The organism is Algoriphagus sp. 10J20-15, from assembly GCF_055809615.1.
In genome coordinates, this window is the sequence record NZ_JBVVUG010000046.1 from 148734 (window position 1) to 169129 (window position 20396).

The following is a 20396-nucleotide window of genomic DNA, read 5'->3' on the forward strand; positions in this document are numbered from 1 at the left end:
GCAATGACAGGTAAGACTGCATACAATGGCAAGACTTATAGTGAGACGAACTTCTCTCAGGATAATTTCTACTATGACAGAATAATGGAGGTTACTGACTACTACAATAAAGGTGTTTTCACAAGACATGGCGATACGTATACCTTGAGCCCATATCATGTATTATGGCCAATTCCTCAAAATGCCATTAATTCAAATACCAAAGGTCACCTAAATCAAAATGAAGGTTACTATGGTTCTGAAAACAACATTCCTCCACTCACTACTATAGAGACGGAAGAGTAATAATTCTTCAAATCATAAACCAACGGAGACCAGATTCAACATCTGGTCTCCGTTTTACTTTTACTACTGCCCTTTTTAAAAAAAATGCTACTCCAAAGTTGGAGTAGCACCTGAGATTAGTAATCAGGGTTTACCTAATCCTGACAGGTTGATTCCCTAATCGTTATTTTTGAAGGAATTGTGATTACTTGATCTAATAAATCATAGTGATTTGGCTTAGTCAATTTCTTTATAAGCAACTTTGCACATTCACTACCCATTAAGGAAGCAGGCTGGGTAATAGTAGTCAATGCTGGATTCATTAATCCAGCGATAGAAGAATTTGAAAAACTGATCAATTTTAAATCAGAAGGCATTTTCAAATTAGTACGTTTTACGGCATGATAGGTAGCAAAAGCTAATTTTTCCACTGAAGTAATTATTCCATCAGGTCTATCCGGAGAGTTTAGTAAATTCTGAATTTTTTCTACGTTACTCTCTTCATCATGCCCACAATAAAGGGTCATTGAAGAATCCAATGCGATACCCGCTTTATTGATAGCATCGTTGAATCCACGCTGCCTTTCCTTGCTAATAGATAAATCTACACACAGAGTGAAAAAAGCAATCTTTTTGCAGTTCTGATTGATTAAATGCTGAGTAGCTTCAAAAGCACTTTCATAATCATTGGTAATAAACTTAGTTGTAGGAATTTCAGAACTTATCCGATCAAAAAATATGATTGGTAGTCCTCTATCGTGTAGTTTCTTTAAATGGGAATTGTCGCTGGTCTGACTAGTCACTGACATAGCAATGGCATCTGCCCTGCCATTTAGAAGCAAATTCACAATCTTCCGCTCTCGCTCCATATCTTCATGCGTATTATAAACTAACAGATGATAGCCATGTTCCTGGGCTATTTCTTCTATTCCATCCATTACTTGAGCAAAGAAGCTATTGATTCGCTCTGGGATAATAACTGCGATAGTTTTGCTTTTATTTTCGCGTAAACTACGTGCAAAAGGATTCGCATGGTAATTTAGCTTCTCAGCCATATTTAGAACTTTCTTCTTAGTAGCCTCTGATATTTCATAACTATTATTTAATGCACGTGAGACAGTCGAAGGGGCAAGCTTAAGTTCCGCAGCTAATTCTTTTAAACTAATTCCTGAAGCCATGGTATTAAAGGTAAATTGGGTCAATAATTGGTCACAAATTACAAATGATTGCGCGTATTAGGCCTATACCGCATACATAATTTCGAAATCGTTTCCGCATTTTATTCCCTAAATACAGCTGATTCGAGGTATTTTTATGTTCATAATAAGTTGTAGAAATTTAGCCAAAATAACCGATGCCCTATTCAACAACGAAATCTTCATTCCTAAATGAAGATTTTCTATTGCATAGCGAATATGCAAAAATCCTTTACCATCAGTATGCCAAGGATTTACCCATAATAGATTATCATAATCACCTTCCGCCAGCTGAAATAAATGCTAATAAAAAATTTGAAAACATCTCAAAGATCTGGCTAGCCGGTGACCATTACAAATGGCGGGCGATGAGGACTTTTGGCATTAATGAGAGATTTATTACTGGAGATGCTTCAGATGAAGAGAAATTTAAAAGCTGGTCCAAAACATTACCTTATACACTTAGAAACCCTCTTTACCATTGGTCGCATCTAGAATTAAAGCGATATTTTGGTTTTGATGATCTGCTTTCAGAAGCAAATGCCTCGGAAGTCTATAAGCATTGCAACACAGTTTTGGAAGGAGACTCCTACTCTACTCAGGGGCTATTGGCTCAGATGAAAGTAGAAGTAGTATGCTCTACAGATGATCCTATAGATTCTCTTGACCAACATGTTTCTTTTCATAAGAAGGGGAAAGATCTTGGCATGTATCCTGCTTTCAGGCCAGATAAAGCATATTCTATTGAAAACCCAACATCATATAAAACATATATTTCCAGCTTAGGCGAAAGCGTAGGATTCGAAATCCATACGTACGATAAATTGCTCGAAGCATTGAGCATCAGGATAGACTATTTCCACGAGCGCGGTTGTAGACTATCAGACCACGGACTCGAGCAATTATATTTCTTTAAAGAGAGCTCCCTCTCAGTAGATTCCATATTCTCTCAGGTTCTTTCTGGTGACAATCTTTCCAGCGAAAAAGTAAACTTCTTCAAATACACCACGCTTCTGGCATTGTGCAAAATATGCACCCATGCCAAGGGATGGGTACAACAATTCCATCTTGGCGCTCTGAGAAATACAAACGAGCGTTCACTTAGGATCTTAGGTCCAGACACAGGCTTTGACTCCATTGGAGATTTTGACCAAGCAAAAGCCATGTCAGGATTTTTCAATGCATTAACTTCTGAAGATCAGCTTACCAAAACAGTGATTTACAACCTTAATCCACGTGATAATGAGGTTTTTGCTACCATGATCGGAAATTACAATGACGGATCTGTGCGCGGTAAAATTCAATTTGGATCAGGCTGGTGGTACCTCGATCAAAAGGATGGTATGGAGAAGCAAATCAACACACTTTCAAACATGGGCTTAATCAGCTGTTTTATAGGTATGCTTACAGACTCCCGCAGCTTCCTTTCCTTTCCACGTCATGAATATTTCCGCAGAATTCTATGCAACCTATTTGGACAAGATGTAGCGAATGGCGAGCTTCCTTGGGATGAGAAATGGCTTGGGGAAATCATCTCAGGTATTTGCTACCACAATGCGAAACAGTATTTTGACTTTAGCCCAAAAAACATTCACGTTTAAATATGAGCAGTTCACTATTCTCTCTTAAGGGAAAAAAAATAGCCTTCTCCGGTGCGACTGGAGTCTTAGGCAAATCAATGAGTTTATATCTTGCCAATGAAGGCGCAGAAGTCCTGATTTTAGGTCGTACGCCCGCCAAGGTGGAAGATTTAGTTCAAGAAATTAAAGCCATAGGAGGAAAAGCATTTGGCTATATCTGCGATGTCACTGATGAAAAAAGCATTCAGGAAGTCTATGCGGAAATAGAAAAAGACCATGGTTACCTTGATATTTTGATCAATGCCGCTGGCGGAAATATGCCAGGTGCAGTGATCACTCCTGACAAAACCTTAAAAGATTTGGAACTCGATGGGTTAAGAAAGGTGATGGATCTTAATTACCTAGGTACTGCTATTCCTTCTAAAATTCTTTTCCCACTCATGTTGAAAAACGGAAAAGGAAACATCATCAATATCAGTTCCATGGCCGCTTCCAGACCCATGACCCGGGTGATGGGCTACGCTTCTGCCAAAGCTGCTATTGACAACCTAACCAAGTTCCTTTCAGTTGAGCTTTGCTCTAAACATGGAGCTGGATTTAGGGTTAATGCCATTGCTCCAGGTTTTTTCCTGACAGAGCAGAACAGAGCATTACTTACTGAGTCTGATGGAAGCCTTACAGGAAGAGGAAATCAAATCATCAGCCATACGCCTATGAATAGATTTGGCAAACCTGAAGATTTAAATGGCGCCTTACACTGGCTTTGTGCTGATGCATCCGAATTTGTAACAGGAACTATCGTCGCGGTAGATGGCGGTTTTGGAGCCTATTCAGGAGTCTAACAATTTGAAATCTCAAATTTAAAATCTCAAATTATATAAAATATGACCTATAAAATGGAGCAAACCATGCGCTGGTATGGCCCAAACGACCCTGTAAGTCTTAGAGATATTCTTCAGGCTGGGGCGACCGGAATAGTTACAGCTCTCCACCATATTCCAAATGGAGAAACCTGGTCTAGAGAAGAAATCAAAAAACGCAAAAACACCATTGAAGCTGCAGGACTGACTTGGTCAGTTGTAGAATCTGTGCCAGTACATGAAGTTATAAAAACACGATCTGGGAATTACCTGCAGGTAATCGAAAATTACAAGGAAACACTTCGTAACCTGGCAGCAGAAGGCATTTATACAGTTTGTTACAATTTCATGCCTATTCTGGATTGGACTAGAACTGATCTGGAATTTGAACTTCCCAATGGCGTAAAAGCCTTGCTTTATGAGAAAAAGGCTGTTCAGGCATTTGATCTCTTCATACTGGAAAGACCAGAGGCAAAAGCTGAATATTCTGAAGAAGAATATGCTGAGGTGAAAGCTTATTATGATGCGTTAACTCCTGAAAAGCATCAAATGATCTTCGATAATATCCTTAAGGGCCTACCTGGGTCTGAGATTGGCTATACATTGGAAGAATTCAAAACTATGCTAGCAACATACGATGGAATTGATGCAGCCAAACTAGCAGATCATTTAAGGTTGTTTTTAGATGAAATCGTACCTGTGGCTGAAGAGAATGGAATGTGCGTAGCAATCCATCCAGATGATCCTCCTTTCCCACTATTTGGTCTTCCGCGCATTATGAGTACAGCAGACGATGCAAGAAGAATACTTAAAGATCAGCCGAGTCCTGCCAATGGCCTGACTTTTTGCACTGGTTCATTTGGAGTAAGAGCGGACAACGATCTTCCGGCTATGGTTAAGGAATTTGGTGACCACATCCACTTCATCCATTTGCGCAGCACCAAAAGAGATGAACATGGTAATTTCTTTGAAGACAATCATTTGGAAGGAAACGTGCCAATGGTAGCAGTCATTGATGCAGTGATTCAGGTTCAGCAGAAGCGCGGAAAAAGCCTACCAATGCGCCCAGATCATGGACATTTGATGCTGGATGATTTGAACAAAAAAACCAACCCAGGGTATTCTGCAATTGGAAGATTAAAAGGTCTTGCTGAAATACGTGGTGTGGAAGCAGGCTTGCTTTATAGCCAGGAAAAATGACAGAAAAAGAGAAAATGCTGGCAGGCGAACTCTACCAAGCTGGAGATCCGGAATTGGTAGCAGAACGCTTGAAAGTAAGAAAATTGGTAAAAAGCTTTAATGACTCAAATCCTGAGGATATCGATTTTCGCGTTTCTCTTATTCGTAAAATCCTTGGAAAAACCGGAAAGAACTTCTGGGTAGAACCACCTTTCTTTTGCGATTATGGCTATAATATTGAAGTTGGAGATGATGTCTTCTTCAACTTCAATTGCGTAGTTCTTGATGTGGTCAAAGTCACACTTGGTGACCGAGTACTTGTCGCACCAAATGTCCAGTTTTACCCCGCCACTCATCCAATTGATGCAAGATCAAGAGGGGAAATGTGGGAATATGGCAAGTCAATCACTATTGGAAATGACGTTTGGATAGGTGGGACAGCCGTGATTTGTCCCGGAGTTACCATTGGTGACCGATCGGTAATAGCAGCAGGAGCCGTAGTTACCAAAAGCTTTCCTGCCGATGTGGTCATTGGCGGTAATCCTGCCAAAGTCATCAGGTATCTAGTCTAACATACCATTTTATTCCTATCCCAGATCACCTTTCCTTTATATTGCTAAACATTTGCTTATTTTTGGGCACAATTGTTTTTAACCCTTTTGTTTTAATTGAATGAAATCGAGCATAACGAAAACAGCAAACGCACAAAAAAATATAATGCAAGCGAGATTCCATATGGCCTTAAAAAATCAATCATAATCATATGAAACGAGTATTAGTTAGTGGTGGTGGAGGATTTCTTGGCAGCCATCTTTGTGATAGACTTCTGAAAGAAGGAAATGAGGTTCTTTGTGTAGATAATTTTTTTACTGGCAATAGAAGAAACATTCATCATCTACTTGATAACAAGAATTTTGAATTGCTCCGCCATGACGTTACGCATCCACTTTATGTAGAAGTAGATGAGATTTATAATTTAGCTTGTCCTGCCTCCCCTGTTCATTATCAGTTTGACCCGGTTCAGACCACCAAAACATCTGTGATTGGAGCTATGAATATGCTGGGCTTAGCAAAGCGATTGAAAATCAAAATCCTTCAGGCGAGTACTTCTGAGATTTATGGTGATCCTGAAGTTCATCCCCAGCCAGAATCTTATAAGGGAAGTGTAAATACACTTGGCCCAAGAGCTTGCTATGACGAAGGAAAGAGATGTGCTGAAACGCTCTTTTTCGATTATCACCGCCAGCATAAGGTTGCAATCAAAGTCATGCGTATTTTCAATACTTATGGTCCAAGAATGCATCCAAATGACGGACGTGTTGTAAGTAACTTTATCGTGCAAGCCCTACAGGGAAAGGACATCACCATGTATGGAGATGGTATGCAAACCCGCTCTTTTTGTTATGTGGACGATAATATCGAGGGAATGTACCGTTTGATGAATAGCCGTGATGGATTTACCGGACCAGTGAACATCGGTAACCCTGGTGAATTCACCATGCTGGAACTAGCTCAGCAAATTATAGATCTGACAAACAGTAAAAGTAAGATGATCTTCCTTCCACTTCCTCAAGATGATCCTATGCAGAGAAGACCGGTTATTGATCTGGCTAAAAAAGAACTGGATTGGGAACCTACTGTTAACCTAAGAGAAGGATTGACCAAAACGATCGAATACTTTGAATCAGTAATCTGATAAAGCCATCTATCAAACTAGAAAAAGCCACCAAATGGTGGCTTTTTCTAGTTCACCGCTTTTTCAACCGCTGATTTCTCGAAGGCCGGATCGTAGTCAGGATTCTTTGTTGTGGGAATAGGAGCACCATTCTCCGATCTCCACTTTTCCAATTTCTTTAAAAGATCCTTTGTCTTTTCAGGATTTGAAGATGCTAAGTTATTCGCTTCGGAAGGATCGTCCTTAAGATTATAAAGTTCTAATCCACCATCTTCAAAATACTGATGCAACTTCCAATCTCCTGAGCGAATGACTGAGCCAGGTCGAGTACGGAAAAGTGGATCTCTAGAACCATCCTCCTTCGGATCGTAGGCCTCCAGGTATATTGGGAAATGCCAGAACAGATCCCTTTCATCCAATTCCTGATCAAAAAGCAGAGGCAAAATACTTTGCCCATCCAGCTCCAGTCCAGCATTTGGGGCAATCAATGCTTGGAGGGTAGGATAAAAATCCATTTGTGTCACTGGAGTATTTTCTATTCCAGCTTTAATTTGATTTTGCCACTTGACGAGCATAGGCACTCTGATTCCACCTTCGTAGTAACTCCCCTTTCCAGCTCTCAACGGATCTTGATAACTGGTAGCGCGAATGCCTCCGTTATCTGAGGTGAAAATAACAAGCGTATTATCCGTCAGATTCAAGCCATCTAATACACTTAACAATTTTCCTACATTTTCATCCATGCTCTGGATCATAGCCGCATAAACCGGATTATTCTGGCCTTTGCTACTCTTTTTGTTTTGATATTTTTCTACCAAATCCGGTTTACCCTGCAAAGGAGAATGAACTGTATAAAAAGGCAGGTAAAGGAAAAATGGCCTTTCTTGGTTATTCTTTACAAAAGTGATCGCTTCATTCGTCAGTCGATCAGTCAGATATTCCCCTTCTACCACAGGCTCCAATTTGATATTATATGGGCTAAAATACCCGTCCTTTTCCAGGATGGCCTCTATGGCTTCCACCGATATTCACATCGAATCCATGGATAGCCGGATCATCCGAAATATGCCACTTCCCAAACGTACCAGTTGTATAACCTTGATCCTTGAAGAACTTGCCCAAGGTGTAAAGACTATCTTGGATAACTTTTGAATTTGGTGAGGCAAACAGCTTCCGAGTTCTCTTATCACCACGATCTGCTGGGTCTACCGTGTAAACCCCATGAGTCATAGGATAGCGACCCGTAATCATACTAGCCCTACTAGGAGCACAATTAGAAGCTCCTGCATAGGCATTCATGAAGACCCTGCTCTCCCTACTGAGTTTATCAAGGTTAGGTGTCTCGTAATAATCCGAACCCATAAATCCCAAATCAGCCCAGCCCAAATCATCCACATTGATCAGCACAACATTTGGCTTCGTGGATTTAAGCTGCGCAAAAGAATCTTTAACCCCACCGACCAGCAAAAGAAATAGAACTATATACTTTTTCACATATTGAAATTTAAACAACACTGAATATTAATCCCCACACTTCCAACTTTACCACATTACAACTTTACCACCTTCCAAACTGCCAACTGAAAACTGCCAACCGCCTCCCCTCAATCCTTTGTCACCTTAGACCCCCACCAATCTGCATTAGGAGTATATCCTGGGCTAAGCATATTCACTCGCTCTGCTTCCAAATTTGGCATTCTTACATTTTTGTTTCTATCCAAAACTTCCTGATGCAAGGCTGCATTATATTCAGGATCATCCAATGGCTGATTTGCAAATTTACCAGTCAAATAAAATAGCAAGTCACCAGCAAGTTTAGTAGTTACTTTTCGATTTTGCTTTGCTACATCATTTCCCTCCCTTGGGTCTTTGCTTAGATCATAAAGCTCCACACTTTTATCCTCCCAATAGTAAATCAATTTCCAATTTCCCTCACGCACAATAGAACTTGGATCTCCACCTTGATTTCCGTAGTGCGGGTAGTGCCAATAAAGCTGACGAGAAGCAATTTTTTTTCCTTGCATCGCCGGAGCCAAACTTACCCCCTCCATATACACTCCTTCGGGCATCTTCACATTTGCAAGTTCCAAAAGAGTAGGGTAAAAATCTATCCCGCTGGCAGGAACATCTAACGTGATCAATTCCTTCTGTCCTGGGACTTTGATGAAATACGGCACGCGTAGGCCACCTTCCCACTGATATCCTTTGCCGCCTCTTAGCGGAAAATTTGAAGTGGAAAAGGCATCTCCAGACGCTACTCCGCCGTGATCTGAGGTAAATACGATAATGGTATTTTCATCCAAACCTGCTTTCGCCAAAGCTGCAGTCACGACTCCCACTGCATCATCCATGGCCTCCACTAGTCCTGCATAGACTGGATTATCCTGATACTTCCGGATCGGAAGTCTCCTTTCCATTTCAAATCCATGATCAGCTATCCCTAAAGCCTCAGCCTTTGCTCTATACTTTGCCCATTTTTCTTCAGTAGTCTGAATAGGTCCGTGAACTGCATAAAAAGACAACATGGCAAAAAACGGTTTCTCATGCGCTTGCTCAATAAACTTAGCAGTTTCTGTTGCAAGACGCATACTTAGATTTTCACCATTAGGTCCTTGCTCCAATTTGGGGTTTTCGTAGGGAGCAAAATATCCACCTTTTGGGCTCCCGGCTTCAAAACCTCCAATATTGGTTTGGAAACCATGATCTTCAGGATAAGAACCTTCGCCTCCCAAATGCCACTTGCCCGCAAAAAATGTCTCATAACCCGAATCTCTCAATGCCTCAGGGAGCGTCACATACAATGCCGGCAAATCATGTGAATAAGTAGGTGGCAAAAGCTTGGTATGCCTACCGTAATCTCTCCAAGCCTCCCCTTCCGGTGCCCCTATCCAATCTGTAATCTTGTGAACCGCAGGAGTTACACCAGTCATAATACTGGCTCTAGCTGGACTGCAAACAGGCGAAGCGGTATATCCTTGAACAAATTGATAGGAATGGGAAGCTAGCTCGTCAATATTCGGAGTTTCATAGTATTTGCTTCCTGTCACACTGAGGTCATGATACCCTAAATCGTCCACTAGGATAAATACAATATTGGGCTTGTCAGCAGATTGGGCAAAAGCCTGATAAAATCCGAGCAAAAGCCCAGCCACAGGTAGTAATTTCTTCAGCATTGGAAGGTATTGTTATTTGAAGAAACTAAGATGGTCAAGAAGATTTAAAATCAAAAAAGTAATGTGATGGTTGGAAGGGTAAAGTGTGGTTAGTTGGCAGTCACAGTCGCAGTCGCAGTGTATCAGATTATTGATGAACTGATCACTGCGACTGCCTTCTGAAAACTGACTATTACTTGCTAGCTCCTATTTTCTCCAAATGTGCTTCTTTAATCTTTCTTCTCAGGATCTTGCCCACATTGGACTTTGGTAGTTCGTCTGTGAAATGAACCTCCTTAGGGCATTTGTAATTAGTGAGGTATTCATGACAATGTGAAATGATTTGTTCTTTAGTGATTGACTTGTCTTTGGCCACCACGTATGCTACTACTCGCTCAGTGGACTTTTCATCAGGAATCCCGATCACCCCGACTTCCAATACACCCGGAAAAGATGCAATGGCATCTTCTACTTCATTTGGATAAACATTGAATCCAGAAACAAGAATCATCTCTTTCTTTCTATCAACTATCTTGGTGAAGCCGTCCTTGTCCATCACTCCTATATCTCCAGTTTTGAACCATTCGCCCAACATTACTTCAGCTGTTTCTTTTGGCTTATGCCAATAGCCTTTCATAACCTGGGGACCTTTGATGCATATTTCTCCACGCTCGCCTACTGGAAGTGTATTTCCTTCATCGTCTATGACCATCATATCTGTATTCGGAAGTGGAATCCCTATGGTACCATTTCTCTCAGTACCATCGATAGGATTGCAGGAGGCTACAGGGGAGGTTTCTGTAAGACCATAGCCTTCTGCCAAAGGTGTTCCTGTCACCGAAAGCCACTTTTCAGCAGTTGCTTTTTGCACCGCCATTCCACCGCCCACAGATATTTTCAAACTACTAAAATCCAATGCTCTGAATGATTCTTGGTTCAATAGTCCATTAAAAAGCGTATTCACACCAGTAAAGACTGTAAACTTCTTTTTGGATAAGTCCTTACAAAAAGCTGGCATATCCCGAGGATTGGTAATCAGAAGATTATGTGCTCCGATCTTAAGCATCGCAAGACAATTCACCGTCAATGCAAAAATATGATACAGTGGTAATGCTGTAATGACCACTTCCTCGCTCTCTTTCAGCTTCGGCTTCATCCATGCAGAGATCTGTTGCATATTTGCCACAATATTTCCATGTGTTAACTCAGCACCTTTGGAGACACCGGTAGTTCCGCCTGTATATTGGAGAAAAGCGGTGTCTTCTAAACTAAGTTCTACTGGTTTAAATTTATGATTGGCTCCTTGAGCCAAGGCTGATTTAAAGGAAACGGCCTTTGGAATAGAAAATGGCGGCACCAGTTTTTTAATGTATTTTACTACTAGGTTGACGATGGTTCCCTTAAGCCCTCCAAGTAGATCCCCGAGTTCTGTTACGATGACATGTTTTGCAGGAATATCATCTAAAATTTTCTCTAGGTTGTCAGCAAAATTTGCTACGATAATAATTAATTCAGCTCCGGAATCTTTGAATTGATGCTTCATTTCCGAAGAAGTGTACAAAGGATTGGTATTCACCACAATCATCCCTGCACGAATTGCCCCAAACATTGCGACTGGATACTGCAGGGTATTCGGCATCTGAATAGCCACTCGAGTCCCTTTTTTGAGCCGTAGCACCTGTGTTAAATAGCAGGCAAAATCCTCACTAAGTTTATTTAACTTATTGAACGACATCGTTTTCCCCATGCATTCGTAAGCAACTGCATCACCGTATTTTTTTACACTTTCCTCAAAAAGCTCTGCCACACTTGAATAAGCTTCGCAATCAACTTCAGTTGGAACAGATTCTGGGTAATGCTTCAACCAGGGAAAATCCTTCATAATTTCAGTTATTGTTGGGTGTATCTTTTCTTGAATTAATTAAAATCTTGGGATAGGTCAAAAGAATTCTATTCTATTTCAGAATTTTTCTTGCGATCAACTCTTTCATTATCTCGTTGGTTCCTGCATAAATTCGCTGAACTCGAGCATCTGCATAAGCTCTGGCGACCCCATAATCCCACATATACCCATATCCTCCATGAAGCTGCACACATTCATCAGCAACTTTACATTGCAGCTCTGTCATATTGTATTTAGCTGCTGAAGCCATCGCCGAATCCAATTGGCCATCATTGTGAAGCTGAACCAAATAGTCGCAGTAAATTCTCCCTTGCTCGAGTGCCGCACACATTTCCGCCAGTTTGAAGCGGGTGTTTTGAAAATCTGAAATGGACTGATTGAACGCTTTTCGTTGCTTTACATAAGTAACAGTCTCTTGAAGCATGTATTCTCCTAAAGCAATCGCCGCCAAAGCCACCACAAGGCGCTCCTGTGCGAGCTCAGTCATCAAGTATTTAAATCCTTCTCCTTCTTGACCTAGCAAGTTCTCTTTTGGCACAATTACGTCTTCAAAAAACAACTCACAGGTATCCTGAGCATGCAGTCCAACCTTTTCAAAAGGAAGTCCTTTCGTATAGCCCTTCATAGAATTATCCATAAGCAGCAAGCTAATTCCTTTTGCACCTTTCTTAGGATCAGTCTTTACAGCAACTACCACCACATCAGATAAATAGCCGTTGGTGATAAAGGTTTTGCTTCCATTGACTAAGTAAAAATCCCCCTGATCTATTGCGCTGGTACTGATGCCCTGCAGATCACTTCCCGCTCCAGGTTCGGTCATTGCTACTGCACCTATGTACTCACCGGCCACCATTTTAGGGATGTATTTTTCCTTGGCTTTTTCTGTTCCAAAATGCAGAATGTAGGGCATCACTATATCATTATGAAGTGGATATCCTATGGCTGGGGCAGAGCAACCACTTAGCCCAAGTTCCTCAATAAAGATCGCGTTGTATCTAAAATCAAGGATATTCATTCCTCCCAAGTGCTCAGGAGCTTGTATGCCGAGAAACCCACTTTCTCCGAGTTTGCGCCAACTTTCCCTTGAAACCATTTTTTTCTTCTCCCATTCGGCATTGAAAGGGGTAATTTCTTTGGCAATAAAATCTCTTACACTGGCTCTGAATAGGTCATGCTCTTCAGTAAAAAGTGTTCGGGGTAATCCAAACATGGTATTTATATTTTAGGTTTTTACTCAAATCAAAATTAAGGATTTTTAGCCCTCGCATTTCTTTTTGTATTCAAAAAGACCTTTTGCTTTTCATTTTAGAACTTTTGCTAAACGGTGCCCAAGTGTTTAAACTTATTTATAGTTTCGATATTTGATATCTAAACGAATAGAAATGACCGATCTAAGTGAGCTTTCCAGTCTTGAAACACTTCAATCGCTCCCACTATGGCTGGAAAATGAAAAGCTGGTGTCAACTGAGCCCGCCGGAGCAAGCAACATGAATTTGGTTTTACGAGTGAAAACCAATTTAAGATCTGTCATCCTCAAGCAATCCAAACCTTACGTTAGAAAATTCCCCCAAATCCTCGCTCCAATTGAGCGAATCGAAATTGAACTACTGTTCTACTACCAACTCATAGAAGATGATGAGATTTTAGCAGATTACAGCCCAAAAGTACTCCAATACAATCCTGATAACCATATTCTTATGATTGAGGACCTTGGTAATGGAAAGGATTTCAGTGATATCTATGAGCTCGGCTACCACTGGAAACCCAATGATTTACGCTCAATCAGCAATTATCTGAACGCTTTGCACAACCTTGAAGTAAGTAATTTCCCAGCCAATCTGGAAATGAAAAAACTAAACCATGAGCATCTTTTTCACTTCCCTTTTATGGAGGAAAATGGATTTGATTTGGATACTATCCAGCCTGGATTGCAGGAAATTAGTATGAAGTATAAAACTGACGAGGAATTGAAAAGTGCTTTGGAACTTCTGGGAAAACGCTATTTATCCCATGGAATCACTTTGCTTCATGGCGACTTTTATCCAGCTTCATGGCTAAAAACCGACAACGGAATCAAGTTCATTGATACTGAATTCGCTTATATGGGAGATTGCGAATTTGACTTGGGAGTCCTATTTGCGCATTTTGATCTTTCGAAAATGGATCAAAGACATCAGGAAGAGTTTCTGAAAAATTACAAGCATAGCTATGTCGAGGACTTAGTCAATAGGTATCGCGGTATGGAAATCATGCGCCGGTTGATCGGAATTGCACAATTACCCTTATCACTTTCATTAGACGAAAAGGAATCACTTTTAGAGAAGGCAAAAACCTATATTTTGTCTTTATGAAAACCCTCTACCTCCTAGTTGTACTCACGCTTCTATTTTCTTCTTGCGGAGATAGAAAATCCTCTACTCCTGTACAGTTCACCGATCAAAAGGTGCCTGAATTAGGGATGAGCGAAAAGCAATTGCATGACAAAATACTTGGTATGCTGGTCGGATCAGCTATTGGGGATGCAATGGGAGCTCCAACAGAAATGTGGGCCAGAGAGGAAATCAAACTTCAATATGGTTTTGTAGAGGGTTTGGATTCTATGGTTAGGGAGGTTTCTCCTGAAGGAATTTGGATTGCTAATTTACCTTCAGGTGGGACTACTGACGATACACGATGGAAAGTTTTGACTTCACAGTATTTGTTAACTCAGAATACCAAAGAGCTAGATGCGAAGGACTTTGCAAAGGAAATTTTATCCACTTATGAATTCTATACTAAGGAATATAAAGAAATAGAAAGTACTGATCCAGAACCATTTGAATCAGTTTCCCTAAAGTTAGGATGGCTTCAAGAATGGGCTAAAGTGAGTCAGCCATTTATCAATGAAAACTTAGTAGCCTATGCTGATTCTTTAGGGAAATTCTACGGAGGTGAGATGGTTTGTGCGGGCTTACTGTATGCGCCATCTTTAGGTGCATTTTTTCCTGGAAATCCTGAAAAGGCATATAAGGAAGCCTATAATCTTTCATTCTATGATTTGGGCTACGCCAAAGATATTTCTGCTCAGGCAGCTGCTATGACCGCTGCTGGAATGAGCCCTGATGCTACCAAAGATGATTTGGTAGCATCCTTGCGATTGGATCCAGCGCACTACTTCGAAAGCCGTCTAGTAGGTAGAACAGCCTATACCATCCTAAAAAACGCACGGTGGATCTCTGCTGAATCGGCTAAACAAGATAGTCTAGGAAATCAGGTAATTGAGGAGAGTAAAGCATTAGAATATGCATATTCCCAACTTGATCAGAGGCTACAAGATATGCCTTTTCATGCTGGAGAAATTTGGTTGCAAACACTGACAGCAATGATCTATGCAGACTTTGATTTCATGGGTACACTTATCTTTCTGGTCAATTATGGTAGAGATAACGATACCACAGCTGCACTAGCTGGGGGTATTTTGGGAGCTCACTATGGTTTTGAAAAATTACCTAAACTGGAACGGGAAAAAGTCCTCAGCGTGAATAAAAACCTTCTTGGTATTGATTTAATGCAAATCTCAAATGAGCTGACAGCGCATATGCTGGAGAGGTTTGAATGATCAATTTTCAATGTTCAAACGCAATGATCAAAAGTTTCTAGGGCCTTTGTTGGCTTTGATTCTTTTGCATTACAAGCATATTTACCGCAAAGTATCAAAGAAATCAAAATCTTAAATTCAGAATAGATTTGATGAAGCAGCTTTACATTTATGTTTTTCTATGATTCAATATGGTGTAAAGAAACTCGCATTAATCTGGCATTCACCTAGGAAGATGAAAGTGGTCAATCGCGCTTACATTCGGCACTTAGGACTGCAATGCCGTAATTCCAAGCCGGTAGACCTGAAGATTCGAACCAAATAAGTAGTATGCTCCCGCGCAATTCTCGGTGACCACTGTGGTTAGACAGGACTTTCACAAAAAAGCCCCGAATCAACGATTCAGGGCCTGTGCACAAAGGAAGTTGGTTTAGAATTCAAAAGTAAATTTGACGAGTTCTTCCTGTTGCGTCTGTCACTTCGAAATAAACATCCTCTGGATCAAGACCGTTTAATTTGTAATTTTTTTTGAATCCTTCAGTTTGATTTACTATTTCTTCGTGAACAATTCTATCGTTAGTCACTCTTTTGATTTTGACTTCGGTTCCTGCTTGATCTAATCCAATTACAAGCAGATTGATTGTGTTTTCATCTACTTTCTTCCCGTAAGCCATTAAAGGTAATGCTTCAACAGGCTTTTCTTTCTCGACTGTTTCGACTGTATAGGTCACTTCTTCCTCGTCAGTTGTTATCATTACCTTATACTCCGCGCAAGGAAGACTGTTCATGTCATAAGGAACCAATAAGTCTTCATTAGCTTTAACTTTACGAGAATGCAGTTTCTTACCATTCATATCATAAATGGCGATTTTTGCTTTACCCACGCCTTCATTAAGGAGTACAGAGATTTTCTTGTAGTTCGTATGAACTGATGAATTTGCTTTTAAATCTTCAGCGTCATTAGCAAAAGTACTGGTAGCTAAAAGTCCGGCTAGTGCGAAAGTGAATAGAGTTTTCATAATAATGTTGGTTTAGAGTTATGCTTCTGCTAGTTGCGAACGGCATACCAACTGTGCCATAAGGGCCTTTTCTACCCTACTTGAGGCACATTCTTATTTACAAAAATTAACATTTACACAAAATTAAATTTGGCACACTATCGATTTCCAGCAGTATAACTGTATGAAAAGCGATCGATTTGGAATCAATATGTATTGCATCCGAACATATTAGTCCAGATTTGAAATAAATCCAGGTTACACTTTATTACATCTGTTAGTAAAATTAATTTTTCGAAAAATTGTAAGTGTCTGAAATCAACAATTTTAAAAAACAAAAACCTGTACGCAGGTGTACAGGTCTTGTTCGCTGAGATACATTATTTTGATCTATATCAAATTTATTTCAATTCTTGAATAAGGGTTTTCACCCGATCCTTGATCTGAATTCCAGATATATCTTCATTTAAGGAAGTTGCTAAGAGAAATTCGTTGACTGCTCCTGTATGATCCGTGGATTTACCTTCAGCGAGCGTGACATACCTCATCGTAGTCCAAAGCAAGGTCTTCAATTGCTTCTCACTATCATCTGTCATGTAATACTCCAAAATTACCGTATTGTGATTATGCCAGATGATTCGGCTTTTAATCCGAACCCACTCGCCCACCATTGCTGGCTTCACGTAAGAAATATTATGGTTATAGATTACCCAAGCAGCTTGATACTTTTTGATGAAGTCCATCATTTCCACGCCGTATAGTTTCGGGACCTGATCTTCTCGGGCATTGAAAAAGTAATCGAAATACTTCGCATTGTTCAGATGGCGAAGTGGGTCGCAATCCTGAAAGCGAATCAAGACTCTACTTTCAGTTTCGGTTGGGTAATTTTTCTCTGAGTTATATTCAAACATAATTAATCTAGTATTGCTGAGCTTTCAATTAGTATGACTCCTGCTTTTTTCAATTCGTCCAAAGCCTTCTCTCCATCTTCTGCAGATAGGTTGACTGCCCGGGTTGCATCCGTGATGAGGTAGGTCTTAAAACCCAAACTTACAGCATCCAGCGCGGTAAATTTTACACAATAATCCTGAGCCAGGCCCGTGAGGAATACGTTCATAATCCCTTCATTTTGCAGGAAATCACCTAAGCCTGTATCTCCTCTTCTTGCATTGTCAAAAAAACCTGAATACGAATCCACTTCTGGATTTGTTCCTTTTTGGAAAATAGCTTGCCATCTTATTGGATTCAATTCGGCATGAAACTCTGCCCCTTCAGATCCCTGAACGCAGTGAACTGGCCATAGAATTTGCTGTAATCCTGCTAATTCTATGAATTCACCTGGCTTTTTCCCTTTGTGATTTGCCGCAAAACTTCCATGGTCTTCAGGATGAAAGTCCTGAGTTGCAACTATAAATGTAAAATGCTCCTGAAGTGAATTGATGACAGGAATAACGGCATCGCCCTCACTCACAGCTAACGCCCCACCAGGTAAAAAGTCATTTTGCACATCTATAATAAGTAATGCACTGTTTTTAAGATTCATTGCCATTATCTGTTTGTTTAGATCCGCCCAAGAGAGTGTCCTCACTTCCGGCTTATCGCTAATTAATTTTCAGCTTCATTGCCAGTATCTACTTGTTTTGCTTTCAAAACCAACTCCATTCGCAGTTGGTGAAGATTTTCTTCCAATCCGATTGGATACAGATGTGGATTTACCAATCGCTTATGTGTCTTATCCAAAGAATCCAACTGACTTTGCACTCTTTCTCTGATCTTGACAATTGTAGGGAGTTCATACACTAGTTTCCCTTTTTCGAAAATCGGCTTGAGTAATAGTTCTTCCTGATAAAAAGCAGGCATCATCCGCTTTCTCCTGGTTGGATCATTAGGATCGATGATTAAAGCAGCTTGAGGATTGAGTTCTTGATCTTCCAAGTAAATCATATCAGCCACAGCTTTCCCTTTGGAAAAAAATCGCTTTATCGTATGAAATCCAGGAATATTGATTTTCAGCGACTGCTGCGAAAGTTTGATTTTAGGAATCCATTCACCCTTCTCATCTTTAATAGCCGATAATTTATACACACCACCAAGAGCAGGCTGATCAAATGCCGTCACAAGCTTTGTCCCAACTCCCCAAACATTAATAGATGACTCCTGTCCCTTCAGCGAAGTAATAATATGCTCATCAAGATCATTTGATGCGACAATTTTCGCTTCAGAAAATCCAGCTTCGTCTAGCATCTCTCGTGCGATATTACTGAAATACGCCAAATCACCAGAATCTATTCGAATACCGACCATCTCTTTTCCATTTCTTCTCAAGGCATTCCCAACTTTGATCGCATTTTTGATTCCATTGATGGTATCATAGGTATCTACTAGAAAAATAGATTGATCTGGAAATGCATCGGCATAGGCTTCAAATGCTTCTATTTCAGTTTCAAAGGACATGATCCAGCTATGCGCATGAGTACCAGAAACAGGAATTCCGAATAATTTCCCTGCCATCACATTACTCGTAGAGGTGCATCCACCTATGTAGGCCGCTCTGGAAGCTGCTAGTCCTCCGTCTATGCCTTGAGCACGACGCAAGCCGAATTCCAAGACCGGATCACCTTTCGCCGCCAAGTTGATCCGGGCAGACTTAGTAGCAATCAGACTTTGGAAATTGATAATATTCAGCAGAGGAGTTTCCAGCAGTTGGCATTGAATCAACGGGCCTTTCACGCGAACCAGAGGAGTATTTGGAAAAACTACCGTTCCTTCTTCAACTGCTGCGATATCACAGGTAAATTTCATTTCCCTGAGGTAATCCAAAAAACCCGACTCGAACAAAAGCTGCCCGTCTTTGCCTTTCATGGTCGCCAGGTAACTCAAGTCTTCTTCTGAAAACTTGAAGTTTTTACAGTAATCAACTATATAATCCAACCCAGCGGCGATTGTAAATCCGCCTTGAAAAGGATGCTTTCGAAAGAATAAATTAAAAACCGCTTCCTGCTCAGCTTTACCAGATTTCCAATAAGCATAAGCCATGGTCAATTGATAAAAATCTGTCAGTAGCGCCAGTGAGCCTTGATAGAGGTCTTTCGTTATTTTCATTGTTTGTTTTTAGCTTAATTCAAAAATAACCTTCAATTGATTCCTGTCCAATTGATTTAAGAAACTTGCTTCACTCGCATATTCAAAAGAATCCCGATTAAAACTAACCCCATCCCAATATATACGAGGGCGCCAAATGTTTCATCAAAGAAGAAGAACCCAAATATCAATGCATAAACGATTCCTATATAAGTAAGGCTGGCTACTTTGGACACATTGGCATTTTGGTAGGCAATAGTCAGGAAATACTGAGCAGTCTGCGTACAAACCCCGATGAACAGTAAAATCGCCCAATCCCACCCAACTGGATTCACCCAGCCAAAAGCTGAGACTATCAATGCAAAAGGCAAAGTCACCAAAGGAAAATAGAAAATAATTACCAGCGGATGCTCCGTGTTTTTCAATTTCCTGATAACATTGTAAGCAAGGCCTGAGAAAATGGCTGAGATAATTCCTATTGTCGCCCAAAACATATCTACCCGGGCATCAACTCCCTGAATCACCAGAACTCCGCCAAAAGAAATGGCGAAAAATAAGAATTGAATGGGCTTTACTTTCTCCTTGAGCAGGAAAACTCCAAAGAGGGTTGTGAAAATTGGAGACAAATATTGAATAGTTACCGCGCTGGCCAATGGGATATTTTGCAAGGTATAGAAGAAGGAAATCAATCCGATAGAGCCAACAACACCGCGAATTATTAACCACTTTTTATTATTCCCAAAAACATTTACTTTTTGCTTTTTCAACACCAAATAACTGAAAATCAATGAGAAAATAGATCTAAAAACAATAATTTCTATGGCAGGAATGTGAGGAATGTACTTTACTGAGACATTCATCAGAGCGAAAAATACTCCAGCCAAAAGCATGGCTTGGACACTGTTAATCTTCAAAATAATAGCTTTTCAGA

At 40.4% G+C, this 20396-nt stretch carries 19 protein-coding genes; 8 read left to right on the plus strand and 11 right to left on the minus strand.

The window, feature by feature from the left end:
- The first annotated feature begins 3 nt into the window (after nucleotides 1-3).
- On the plus strand, nucleotides 4-285 hold the full coding sequence (locus tag AC0L6R_RS21755; RefSeq protein WP_473273113.1) for a RagB/SusD family nutrient uptake outer membrane protein: 282 nt from the start codon (nucleotides 4-6) through the stop codon (nucleotides 283-285).
- A gap of 134 nt (nucleotides 286-419) precedes the next feature.
- On the opposite strand, the gene AC0L6R_RS21760 is transcribed toward AC0L6R_RS21755, so the two are convergent.
- Nucleotides 420-1442 (minus strand): LacI family DNA-binding transcriptional regulator, encoded by a 1023-nt coding sequence (locus AC0L6R_RS21760; RefSeq protein WP_473273114.1) that lies wholly within the window; start codon nucleotides 1440-1442, stop codon nucleotides 420-422.
- Nucleotides 1443-1618: 176 nt separating this feature from the next.
- Here AC0L6R_RS21760 and uxaC point away from each other — a divergent pair, with 176 nt between their 5' ends.
- From uxaC to AC0L6R_RS21785, 5 genes are all read left to right on the plus strand, one after another.
- Nucleotides 1619-3061, plus strand: coding sequence for a glucuronate isomerase (gene uxaC / locus AC0L6R_RS21765; protein ID WP_473273115.1), 1443 nt, complete (start codon nucleotides 1619-1621; stop codon nucleotides 3059-3061).
- A gap of 2 nt (nucleotides 3062-3063) precedes the next feature.
- A complete protein-coding gene (locus AC0L6R_RS21770) occupies nucleotides 3064-3882 on the plus strand; it encodes an SDR family oxidoreductase (protein ID WP_283411231.1) in 819 nt (272 codons plus the stop codon).
- A gap of 42 nt (nucleotides 3883-3924) precedes the next feature.
- Nucleotides 3925-5100 (plus strand): mannonate dehydratase, encoded by a 1176-nt coding sequence (uxuA, locus tag AC0L6R_RS21775; RefSeq protein WP_473273116.1) that lies wholly within the window; start codon nucleotides 3925-3927, stop codon nucleotides 5098-5100.
- On the plus strand, nucleotides 5097-5651 hold the full coding sequence (locus AC0L6R_RS21780; protein WP_473273117.1) for a sugar O-acetyltransferase: 555 nt from the start codon (nucleotides 5097-5099) through the stop codon (nucleotides 5649-5651). Before uxuA ends, AC0L6R_RS21780 begins: the two co-directional genes overlap by 4 nt.
- 191 nt (nucleotides 5652-5842) lie before the next feature.
- On the plus strand, nucleotides 5843-6775 hold the full coding sequence (locus AC0L6R_RS21785) for a UDP-glucuronic acid decarboxylase family protein (RefSeq protein ID WP_283411234.1): 933 nt from the start codon (nucleotides 5843-5845) through the stop codon (nucleotides 6773-6775).
- A 47-nt stretch (nucleotides 6776-6822) separates the two neighbouring features.
- Here AC0L6R_RS21785 and AC0L6R_RS21790 read toward each other — a convergent pair whose 3' ends face one another.
- The 5 genes from AC0L6R_RS21790 to AC0L6R_RS21810 all read right to left on the minus strand — a co-directional run bounded on the left by AC0L6R_RS21790 (nucleotide 6823) and on the right by AC0L6R_RS21810 (nucleotide 13019).
- Nucleotides 6823-7776 (minus strand): sulfatase-like hydrolase/transferase, encoded by a 954-nt coding sequence (locus AC0L6R_RS21790; protein WP_473273118.1) that lies wholly within the window; start codon nucleotides 7774-7776, stop codon nucleotides 6823-6825.
- Nucleotides 7733-8248 carry a sulfatase-like hydrolase/transferase gene (locus AC0L6R_RS21795; RefSeq protein WP_473273119.1) on the minus strand — a complete coding sequence of 172 codons (516 nt, stop codon included), beginning with the start codon at nucleotides 8246-8248 and terminating at the stop codon, nucleotides 7733-7735. Before AC0L6R_RS21795 ends, AC0L6R_RS21790 begins: the two co-directional genes overlap by 44 nt.
- A 110-nt stretch (nucleotides 8249-8358) precedes the next feature.
- On the minus strand, nucleotides 8359-9927 hold the full coding sequence (locus AC0L6R_RS21800) for a sulfatase (protein WP_473273120.1): 1569 nt from the start codon (nucleotides 9925-9927) through the stop codon (nucleotides 8359-8361).
- A gap of 172 nt (nucleotides 9928-10099) precedes the next feature.
- On the minus strand, nucleotides 10100-11788 hold the full coding sequence (locus tag AC0L6R_RS21805) for an AMP-binding protein (protein WP_473273121.1): 1689 nt from the start codon (nucleotides 11786-11788) through the stop codon (nucleotides 10100-10102).
- 73 nt (nucleotides 11789-11861) lie between these two features.
- Entirely contained in the window at nucleotides 11862-13019 is a 1158-nt protein-coding gene (locus AC0L6R_RS21810) for an acyl-CoA dehydrogenase family protein (RefSeq protein ID WP_473273122.1), read from the minus strand.
- Nucleotides 13020-13191: 172 nt separating this feature from the next.
- On the opposite strand from AC0L6R_RS21810, the gene AC0L6R_RS21815 reads away from it, so the two are divergent.
- Together AC0L6R_RS21815 and AC0L6R_RS21820 are read left to right on the plus strand one after the other, a co-directional pair.
- Nucleotides 13192-14160, plus strand: a complete 969-nt coding sequence (locus AC0L6R_RS21815; protein WP_473273123.1) for a phosphotransferase — start codon at nucleotides 13192-13194, stop codon at nucleotides 14158-14160.
- Nucleotides 14157-15407, plus strand: coding sequence for an ADP-ribosylglycohydrolase family protein (locus tag AC0L6R_RS21820; RefSeq protein WP_473273124.1), 1251 nt, complete (start codon nucleotides 14157-14159; stop codon nucleotides 15405-15407). Before AC0L6R_RS21815 ends, AC0L6R_RS21820 begins: the two co-directional genes overlap by 4 nt.
- A gap of 416 nt (nucleotides 15408-15823) precedes the next feature.
- On the opposite strand, the gene AC0L6R_RS21825 is transcribed toward AC0L6R_RS21820, so the two are convergent.
- From AC0L6R_RS21825 to AC0L6R_RS21845, 5 genes are all read right to left on the minus strand, one after another.
- Nucleotides 15824-16405, minus strand: coding sequence for a hypothetical protein (locus tag AC0L6R_RS21825; protein WP_283411241.1), 582 nt, complete (start codon nucleotides 16403-16405; stop codon nucleotides 15824-15826).
- A gap of 380 nt (nucleotides 16406-16785) precedes the next feature.
- Nucleotides 16786-17295, minus strand: coding sequence for an acyl-CoA thioesterase (locus AC0L6R_RS21830; protein WP_283411242.1), 510 nt, complete (start codon nucleotides 17293-17295; stop codon nucleotides 16786-16788).
- Between the two features lie 2 nt (nucleotides 17296-17297).
- Nucleotides 17298-17933, minus strand: coding sequence for a bifunctional nicotinamidase/pyrazinamidase (gene pncA / locus AC0L6R_RS21835; protein ID WP_283411243.1), 636 nt, complete (start codon nucleotides 17931-17933; stop codon nucleotides 17298-17300).
- A 56-nt stretch (nucleotides 17934-17989) separates the two neighbouring features.
- The gene (locus AC0L6R_RS21840) at nucleotides 17990-19486 is read right to left on the minus strand and encodes a nicotinate phosphoribosyltransferase (RefSeq protein ID WP_283411244.1); all 1497 of its coding nucleotides are present in this window, start codon (nucleotides 19484-19486) and stop codon (nucleotides 17990-17992) included.
- Nucleotides 19487-19542: 56 nt separating this feature from the next.
- Nucleotides 19543-20355 (minus strand): DMT family transporter, encoded by an 813-nt coding sequence (locus tag AC0L6R_RS21845; RefSeq protein ID WP_473273165.1) that lies wholly within the window; start codon nucleotides 20353-20355, stop codon nucleotides 19543-19545.
- Nucleotides 20356-20396 lie beyond the last annotated feature (41 nt).

Coding starts and splice junctions, on each gene's coding strand:
- AC0L6R_RS21810 (WP_473273122.1), bottom strand. CDS start 13,019: ATGTTTGGATTACCCCGAACACTTTTTACTGAAGAGCATGACCTATTC.
- uxuA (WP_473273116.1), top strand. CDS start 3,925: ATGACCTATAAAATGGAGCAAACCATGCGCTGGTATGGCCCAAACGAC.
- AC0L6R_RS21770 (WP_283411231.1), top strand. CDS start 3,064: ATGAGCAGTTCACTATTCTCTCTTAAGGGAAAAAAAATAGCCTTCTCC.
- AC0L6R_RS21800 (WP_473273120.1), bottom strand. CDS start 9,927: ATGCTGAAGAAATTACTACCTGTGGCTGGGCTTTTGCTCGGATTTTAT.
- AC0L6R_RS21820 (WP_473273124.1), top strand. CDS start 14,157: ATGAAAACCCTCTACCTCCTAGTTGTACTCACGCTTCTATTTTCTTCT.
- pncA (WP_283411243.1), bottom strand. CDS start 17,933: ATGGCAATGAATCTTAAAAACAGTGCATTACTTATTATAGATGTGCAA.
- AC0L6R_RS21805 (WP_473273121.1), bottom strand. CDS start 11,788: ATGAAGGATTTTCCCTGGTTGAAGCATTACCCAGAATCTGTTCCAACT.
- AC0L6R_RS21840 (WP_283411244.1), bottom strand. CDS start 19,486: ATGAAAATAACGAAAGACCTCTATCAAGGCTCACTGGCGCTACTGACA.
- AC0L6R_RS21845 (WP_473273165.1), bottom strand. CDS start 20,355: ATGCTTTTGGCTGGAGTATTTTTCGCTCTGATGAATGTCTCAGTAAAG.
- AC0L6R_RS21830 (WP_283411242.1), bottom strand. CDS start 17,295: ATGTTTGAATATAACTCAGAGAAAAATTACCCAACCGAAACTGAAAGT.
- AC0L6R_RS21825 (WP_283411241.1), bottom strand. CDS start 16,405: ATGAAAACTCTATTCACTTTCGCACTAGCCGGACTTTTAGCTACCAGT.
- AC0L6R_RS21755 (WP_473273113.1), top strand. CDS start 4: ATGACAGGTAAGACTGCATACAATGGCAAGACTTATAGTGAGACGAAC.
- uxaC (WP_473273115.1), top strand. CDS start 1,619: ATGCCCTATTCAACAACGAAATCTTCATTCCTAAATGAAGATTTTCTA.
- AC0L6R_RS21780 (WP_473273117.1), top strand. CDS start 5,097: ATGACAGAAAAAGAGAAAATGCTGGCAGGCGAACTCTACCAAGCTGGA.
- AC0L6R_RS21815 (WP_473273123.1), top strand. CDS start 13,192: ATGACCGATCTAAGTGAGCTTTCCAGTCTTGAAACACTTCAATCGCTC.
- AC0L6R_RS21760 (WP_473273114.1), bottom strand. CDS start 1,442: ATGGCTTCAGGAATTAGTTTAAAAGAATTAGCTGCGGAACTTAAGCTT.
- AC0L6R_RS21785 (WP_283411234.1), top strand. CDS start 5,843: ATGAAACGAGTATTAGTTAGTGGTGGTGGAGGATTTCTTGGCAGCCAT.